The sequence below is a fragment of the Siccirubricoccus soli genome (assembly GCF_024178315.1).
GTDB classification, from domain to species: Bacteria; Pseudomonadota; Alphaproteobacteria; order Acetobacterales; family Acetobacteraceae; genus Siccirubricoccus; species Siccirubricoccus soli.
Window position 1 is genome coordinate 1 of the sequence record NZ_JAMZIK010000264.1, and the last position, 7,016, is coordinate 7,016.

The window sequence follows — 7,016 nt, forward strand, 5'->3', positions numbered from 1 at the left end:
CCGAGGCGGCGCTGCAGGCCGCCGCCGACCAGCGCCGGGCGCAGATGGGGGCCGACCGCAGCGGGGCGATCACGGTCGCGGGCATCACGGCCTCCGCCGTGGACAACCCCTTCCTGCGCCGCGCCGCGGGCCCCGAGCCTGGCGCGCCGCGCGATGCGGTCGCGGAGGATATCGAGCGCGAGCTGCAGGCGCTGCGCGAGGAGACGGGAACGCGCCTCGTCGCCGCGCCCTCCATCCGCAGCCGCTCCGGCAGCGGCGGCATCGACCGGCTGAACGAGGTCTCGACCGCCATCGAGGCCTCGGGCGTGCCGGGGCGGCTGGGCGGACGGCTGGCGCTGCGCGCGAATGTCGTCGCCGCCAGCAGCGGCGATCTGCAGAACGACGTCGAAACCCGCCGCCGCTTCGGCAGCAACGTGCTGGCCGGGCCGACCGCGGGCAGCGGCTCCTCCGACACCACGGCGACCGGCGTCGGGCTCGACCTGGCCTGGCGGCGCGGGAATTTCGCGGCGGATATCGGGACCACCCCGCTCGGCTTCCGCCTCACCAACCTGGTCGGCGGGCTGGAGGTGGCGCCACGGCTCACCGACAATCTGCGCCTGCGCGTCACCGGCGAGCGCCGCGCAGTGACCGACAGCCTGCTCTCCTGGAGCGGAGTGCGCGACCCGGTCTCCAGCCGGATCTGGGGCGGCGTGGTGCGCAGCGGCGGGCGGGCGCAGCTGGAGTACGCGGCCGGGCCGGCGAATTTCTACGCCGGCGGCGGCTATGCCTCCTTCGAGGGCTCGGGCGTGGTGGACAACAACCGCATCGAGGGCGGCGCCGGCATGTCCTACGCCGTGTATCGCCGGCCGGATGACGAGCTGACGGCCGGGCTCGACCTCGTCTACTTCGCCTATGACCGCAACCTGCGGCACTTCACCCTGGGCCATGGCGGCTATTTCAGCCCGCAATCCTATGCGGCGCTGAACCTGCCGGTGGATTGGCGGGCGCGCTCGGGCGACCTGTCCTGGCATCTCGGGGCGACGCTGGGCTTCGCGAGCTGGCGCGAGGATACCGTCGATGTCTTCCCGGGCGATCCGGCGCGCCAGGGGCAGCTCGTCGGCGCCGCGGCGGGGGATCCGACGATCCGCACCCGCTATGCCGGGCAGAGCCAGTCCGGCTTCACCGGCGGCGTGCGCGGCGACGTGGAATATGCGCTGACGCCGCAGCTCCGGCTCGGCGCCGCCCTGCGCTATGACCGCGCGGCGGATTGGAACGAGGCGCGGGGCACCTTCTATCTGCGCTATCGCCCGGAGAATTAGAGCGGATCGCCGTAGGGCGCATCGCCCGAAGGCATGAATCTGCTCTGCAAACAAAGGCGGAGAGCGTTTTCGATGAACGCATGTGAACCGAAAACGCTCCAGCGCGTGCGAGGTTGAGGTCGATCCGATCTTAACCGGGCAAGCCCTAAGCCAGGATGCCGTGGACCTTCCGCATCAGGGTCTGGACCGAGAAGGGCTTGGTCAGGATGTGCATCCCCGCCTCCAGCGGCTCCTGCCCCACCACGGCGTTCTCCGCATAGCCGGTGATGAAGAGGATGTTCAGCCCGGGCCGCAGCTCATGCGCGACATCGGCGATCTGCCGCCCGTTCATGCCGCCGCGCAGCCCGACATCGGTGACCAGCAGATCGAGCGCCCGCTCCGAGCGCAGCACCTGCACCGCCGCCCGCCCGTCGCTCACCGCCAGGGTGGTGAAGCCCAGCTCCCGCAGCGTCTCGCAGACGATCAGCTTCACCGCCTCCTCATCCTCGACGACGAGCACCGTCCGGCCGAGGCCCATGGGCTGCGGCGGCAGCTCCGCATCCGTGGCGGGCTGGGCGCGGATCTCCCCGAGGAAGCGCGGCAGGTAGAGCCGAACCGTGGTGCCGATGCCGGGCTGCGAGTGGATCTCCGCCAGGCCGCCCGACTGCTTGGCGAAGCCGTAGATCATGGAGAGGCCGAGCCCGGTCCCCTGCCCCATCGGCTTGGTGGTGAAGAAGGGGTCGAAGGCGCGGGCCACGACCTCCGGCGACATGCCGATGCCGGTATCCGCCACCGCGATCAGCACGTAGTCGCCGGGCGCGATGGCCCGGTCGCCCAGGGTCTGCGTGTTGAACCGGACATTCGCCGTCTCGATGGTGAGGTCGCCGCCCTCCGGCATCGCGTCGCGCGCATTGATGCAGAGGTTGAGCAGCGCGTTCTCGAGCTGGTTCGGATCGCAGAGGATGGGCCAGAGCGAGGCCGCCAGCTTCTCCTGCAGCGAGATCTGCGGCCCGATGGTCCGGCGCAGCAGCTCCCGCATGCCGAGGATGAGCTCGTTCGGCCGCGTCGCCACCGGGTCCAGCGGCTGGCGGCGGGAAAAGGCGAGCAGCCGGTGCGTCAACGCCGCGGCGCGGGAGGCGGCTTCCTGCACCACGGTGAGGTAGCGGTCGAGCTGTTCCATCCGACCCTGCTCCAGGCGCAGCTTGAGCATGGCGAGGCCGCCGATGATGCCGGTGAGCAGGTTGTTGAAGTCATGCGCCAGCCCGCCGGTGAGCTGGCCGATCGCCTCCATCTTGTGCGCCTGACGGAGCAGCGCCTCGGCCTGCCGCAGCGCCTCGGCGCGCTCCTTCTCCTCGGTGATGTCGCGGCCGACGGCGTAGATCAGGCCGTGGTTGGAGGCGGCGGACCAGCTGATCCAGCGCCAGCCGCCCTGCTTGGCACGGCAGCGGCTGTCGAAGCGGCGCAGCGTCTCCGTCCCGGTCAGCGCCGCGACCTCCTCCTGCATCCGGCGCCGGTCGTCCTCATGCACCAGCTCGAAGAGCTGCCGCCCGACCAGCTCGGCCTCCGGCCAGCCCAGCAGGACGGTCCAGGCGGGGTTGACCGCCGTCATCACCCCCTCCGCCTGGGCGACGACCATGATGTCGCCCGAGAGGTGCCACAGCCGGTTGCGGTCCGCGGTCCGCTCGGCGATCAGCGCCTCCAGGCCCTCGTTCAGCGTCCGCAGCCGCTCCTCGGCCAGCTTCGCCTCGGTGATGTCGTAGATCACGCCGCAGATCCGGACCTCGCCCGTCTCCGGGTCCAGCAGGGTCTCGCCGCGCCGCTGCAACCAGCGCAGCTCCCCGGTATCGGGGCGGGTGATGCGGAACTCCGCCTGGCTCGCCGTCCCGGCGCCGGTGCCGGGCTCGATGATCTTCGGGTCCTCCGGATGGACCACGCCGTTCACGGTGCGCAGCGGCAGGTCCTCCGCCGGCTGCAGGCCGAGCAGGCGGCAGAACTGGCCGGAGACGGAGACGGTACCAAAGCCGCTGACATACTCGAAGGTGCCGATGCCGCCCGCGGTCTGGGCGATGCGCAGCTTCTCCTCGACCCGCTTCTGGTCGGTGATGTCCATCAGCGTGCCGAGGAAATGCGCGGCGCGCCCCTCCCCATCGCGGTACATCCGGCCACGCGCCTGCACCCAGCGATGCCCGCCGCGCGGGCCGAGGATGCGGTACTCCTTGGCGAAGACCTCGGCGCCGCGCAGCACCGCGCCGATCGCCAGCCGGACCCGGAGCTGGTCCTCCGGATGGATGATGGCGAAGAAATCCGGCACGCCGATGCCGGCCGCCGCCGCCTCCGCATCGATGCCGTAGAGCGCGCCGAAGCCGGCATCGCCGCGGATCACCCGGCCGGCGACATCCCAGTCCCAGTTCGCCAGCGCGCCGGGCAGGAGGAACTGGAACCGGCCGGGGCCGCGTTCCGGCGGCTGCGGCCGCAGGCCAGCGATCTCCCGCTGGGTCACCAGGACATAGGCGGGCGCCCCGGCGGCATCCGGAATCGGGATGACCTCCAGCCGGCTGCGGAACAGGCTGCCGTCGCGCCGCCGGGCCAGCACCTCTGCGCCATGGCGCTCGCCGCGGTCGAGGGCGGCGCGCAGCGCGGCGCACTCCCCGGTGCGCATCTCCGCCCCCTGCAGCAGCGCGCAGCTCCGCCCCAGCACCTCGGCAGCGGCATGGCCGGTCAGCCGGGTGAAGGCCGGGTTGACATAGACGACGATGTCGCCCGGCCGCCGCGCATCGGTGGCGGCGACGGCGAGGTCCGAGCCGGCGAGCAGGCCGAAGAGCGGCCCCGCGAGGCGGCGCAGCTCGGCCGGTGCGGCACCGTCGCCGCTCACGGCGCGCCGAGCCCCTCGCCGAGATCGTCGCTCATCACGCGCTCAATGAAGTCGTTCACCAGCAGCTTCAGGGCGGCGAGGGAGGGAAGGTCCATCACCATGGCGATGTAGCCGCGGATGTTGCGGTCGCGCACCGCGAAGTTGATGTAGAAGAACAGCACCAGCCCCGCCGGCTCGGCGACCTCCCCGGCATCGAGCAGGAGGCGGCCGGGGCCGCGCAGCACCTGCGGCAGGGACATGCGGAGCGAGCGCCGCAGCATGTTGGCCATGGAGGCGAGGCAGCTGTTGAGGATGACGTTGCCGGTCTCGGCCAGCGCCTCGTCCTCCAGCCCCTCCGCCTCCTCGTCCGGGAGCACCTGGCCGACCACCGCCCTTACCAGCTCCAGCCCGTTCTCCTGCGGGAAGATCAGCAGGGCACGGCCGTGCAGCGCCCCGGCGAAATCCTGCCGTACCGCGATGAGGCTGTCGCCCTCGCGCTCGGCAATCAGCGTCGCGGCGAGGTGGTGGGTGACGATCTGGATGGCGGGGACCGAGAGGAGGATTTCCTCCGGCACCATCTTCCGCAGGTTGGACGCGGCTTGGCTGACGCCGATATTGACGATCTCCGTGAGAGCGTCGAGTTCGAGCGCGCTGAGGGCAGGGTCAGCGGGGGTCACTGCCCACCCATGCGCAGGCGGAGCGCCGCGCCGGAGAGGAAACCCCGCAGCCCTTCCTCCGTCACCGGCTTGGCGACGAAGGCCGCGTTCGCCGCGCGGGCGCGGGCGATGACCTCCTCCTGGGCATTGGCGGTGACGATGGCCATGGGCATCTCCGGATAGAGGGCGCGCAGTTCCGCCGCCAGCGCCAGGCCGTCGGTTCCCGGCATGTTGTAATCGAGCAGGACGACATCGATACCGCCGGCGGCCAGCAGCGCCTTGGCTTCCTCCGCATTGGCGGCTTCCAGGCGCCGCCAGCCCGGCTGCAGGCTGGCGGTGGCCTTGCCGGCCACGATCCTGGCCAGCTTGCTGTCATCGACGATGAGGACGGTGATAGCCATATGCGTCTTCCTGGAACTAGCTTGCCTGAGTAGTGCGCGGCGCCGTGTCCGCCGCCATGCGCGCCGCCTCGCCGTCGCCGGCCGGCGCCCTGAGCAGCGGCACCAGCCAGCGCGACAGGAACGGATCGGTCGGCGCCCCCGCCAGGGGCGGCCGCAGCGCGAGAAGCACCTGAACCACGGCAGTGTGCAGACGGTCCGCCTCGCCGATCTGCACCATCCGGCCGCCGCCCTCCCGCAACAGGGAGAGCAGCAGCTCGGCGTCCTCGACCGGACAGTCGCCCCGCAGGTGCACGACCGCATCCTGAAGCTGCACGCTCATTCGATCAACTCCGCGATGTCGATGACGATGAGGAGACGGCCATCGCCGAGCAGGGCGGTACCGAGCATGGCGGGCAATCCGGCCAGCATGCCCTGCAGCGGCCGCAGCAGCACCTCGAGCTGGCCGGTGACGGCATCGACCTCCAGCCCGACGCAACCATCGCCGCTACCGACTATCAGCACCGGCACGCCGCCTGCGGCGCGCGGCCGCGCCGGCAGGCCGAGCCGGGCGGCGAGGCGCAGCAGCGGCACGGTGCGGTCGCGCAGCACGAAGGCCTCACCGCCCGGCACCGGCAGGATGCGCGCGGGCGGCAGGCGGAGAATCTCCCGCACCGCCTCGGTCGGCACCCCCAGCAGTTCCTCCCCGAGGCGCACGGTGAAGAGGCCGGTGACCGCCGCGCGCTGCGGCAGGGTGAGCTGCAGCGTGGTGCCGCGGCCCGGCGCGCTGTGCAGCGCCAGCCGCCCGCCCAGCGCCTGCACCGCCTGGCGCACCGCATCCATCCCGATGCCGCGGCCGGAGACCGCGGTGACGCTGACGGCAGTGGACAGGCCAGGCAGGAAGAGCAGCTCGGTCGCCGCCGCCTCGTCCATCGCATCCACCGCCTCGGGCGGCAGAATCTGCCGCCGCTTCGCCGCCTCGCGCAGCTGCGCGGTGTCGATGCCGGCGCCGTCATCCGTCACCTCGATGACGAGGCCCTCGGCCTCCCGCCGGGCCGCCAGGGCGACGCGCCCGGCCTCCGGCTTGCCGGCGCGGCGTCGCGCCGCGGGGGCCTCGATGCCGTGATCCACCGCGTTGCGCAGCGCGTGCAGCAGCGGCTCGAACAGCCCGTCCACCACGACGCGGTCGGCGCGCAGCGCCTCCCCCTCCATCGCCAGCGTCACCTCCTTGCCCAGCGCCGTCGCGGTCTCCCGCACCAGCCGCGGGAAGCGGCGGAAGCTGCGGGCCAGCGGCACCATGCGGAGATCCATGGCGGTGGCGTGCAGGTTGGCCGCCAGCCGGCCGAGCCCGGCAAGGTGCTCGCCCATCGCCCGCGTCAGCGCCGGCTCCAGCCCCTCCGCATTGGCGATGAGGTAGGCAAGGCGGTTGCGGGTGACGATCACCTCCCCGGTCAGGGCCAGCAGCCCGTCGATCCGGGCCGGCTCCACCCGCAACCCGCGCGCCGCGCTCTCCGCCGGCGGGGCAGGCGCCGCCGCGGCGGCGGGCACCGGCGCCAACTCCACCTGATCGGCGACGAAGCGGAAGATGTGCCGGAGCGCCTCGGGCGGCGCCGCGGCCAGCAGCTCGATCACCAGGTTGCAGACGAAGGGCTCCGGCCCCGCCGCCGGCCAGGGCTCCCGCGGCGCCAAGTGCAGGGCAACAAGGCCCGGCACCTGCCGCACCAGCCCCAGCGGGTCGTCGCCGAGGAAGAAGCAATCCGGCGCCGGGCAGTAGCGCAGCGCGACCAGGCGCCGCCCCGCGGCCTCGGCGGCCTGCACCGCCGCCCGCTCCCGCGCCAGCAGCGCCGGCAGCCAA

The 7,016-nt window shown here is 72.6% G+C and carries 6 protein-coding genes; 1 reads left to right on the top strand and 5 read right to left on the bottom strand.

What is annotated here, in order from left to right; all coding sequences use genetic code 11:
- A partial coding sequence (locus NJ376_RS27955) for a cellulose synthase subunit BcsC-related outer membrane protein (RefSeq protein ID WP_252956635.1) occupies window positions 1-1,298 on the top strand: 1,298 nt, incomplete at its 5' end.
- 145 nt (window positions 1,299-1,443) lie between these two features.
- On the opposite strand, the gene NJ376_RS27960 is transcribed toward NJ376_RS27955, so the two are convergent.
- The 5 genes from NJ376_RS27960 to NJ376_RS27980 all read right to left on the bottom strand — a co-directional run.
- On the bottom strand, window positions 1,444-4,149 hold the full coding sequence (locus NJ376_RS27960; protein WP_252956636.1) for a hybrid sensor histidine kinase/response regulator: 2,706 nt from the start codon (window positions 4,147-4,149) through the stop codon (window positions 1,444-1,446).
- Complete coding sequence (locus NJ376_RS27965) at window positions 4,146-4,805, bottom strand: chemotaxis protein CheX (RefSeq protein ID WP_252956637.1); 660 nt, start codon at window positions 4,803-4,805, stop codon at window positions 4,146-4,148. The genes NJ376_RS27960 and NJ376_RS27965 overlap by 4 nt, the downstream gene beginning before the upstream one ends.
- Window positions 4,802-5,185: a response regulator gene (locus tag NJ376_RS27970; protein ID WP_252956638.1), complete on the bottom strand. Its 384-nt coding sequence runs from the start codon at window positions 5,183-5,185 to the stop codon at window positions 4,802-4,804. The genes NJ376_RS27965 and NJ376_RS27970 overlap by 4 nt, the downstream gene beginning before the upstream one ends.
- A 16-nt stretch (window positions 5,186-5,201) precedes the next feature.
- Entirely contained in the window at window positions 5,202-5,504 is a 303-nt protein-coding gene (locus NJ376_RS27975; RefSeq protein ID WP_252956639.1) for a hypothetical protein, read from the bottom strand.
- Window positions 5,501-7,016 (bottom strand): chemotaxis protein CheA (locus tag NJ376_RS27980; protein ID WP_252956640.1); only part of this gene is annotated, 1,516 nt, incomplete at its 5' end. The genes NJ376_RS27980 and NJ376_RS27975, both read right to left, overlap by 4 nt.

Coding starts and splice junctions, on each gene's coding strand:
- NJ376_RS27975 (WP_252956639.1), bottom strand. CDS start 5,504: ATGAGCGTGCAGCTTCAGGATGCGGTCGTGCACCTGCGGGGCGACTGT.
- NJ376_RS27970 (WP_252956638.1), bottom strand. CDS start 5,185: ATGGCTATCACCGTCCTCATCGTCGATGACAGCAAGCTGGCCAGGATC.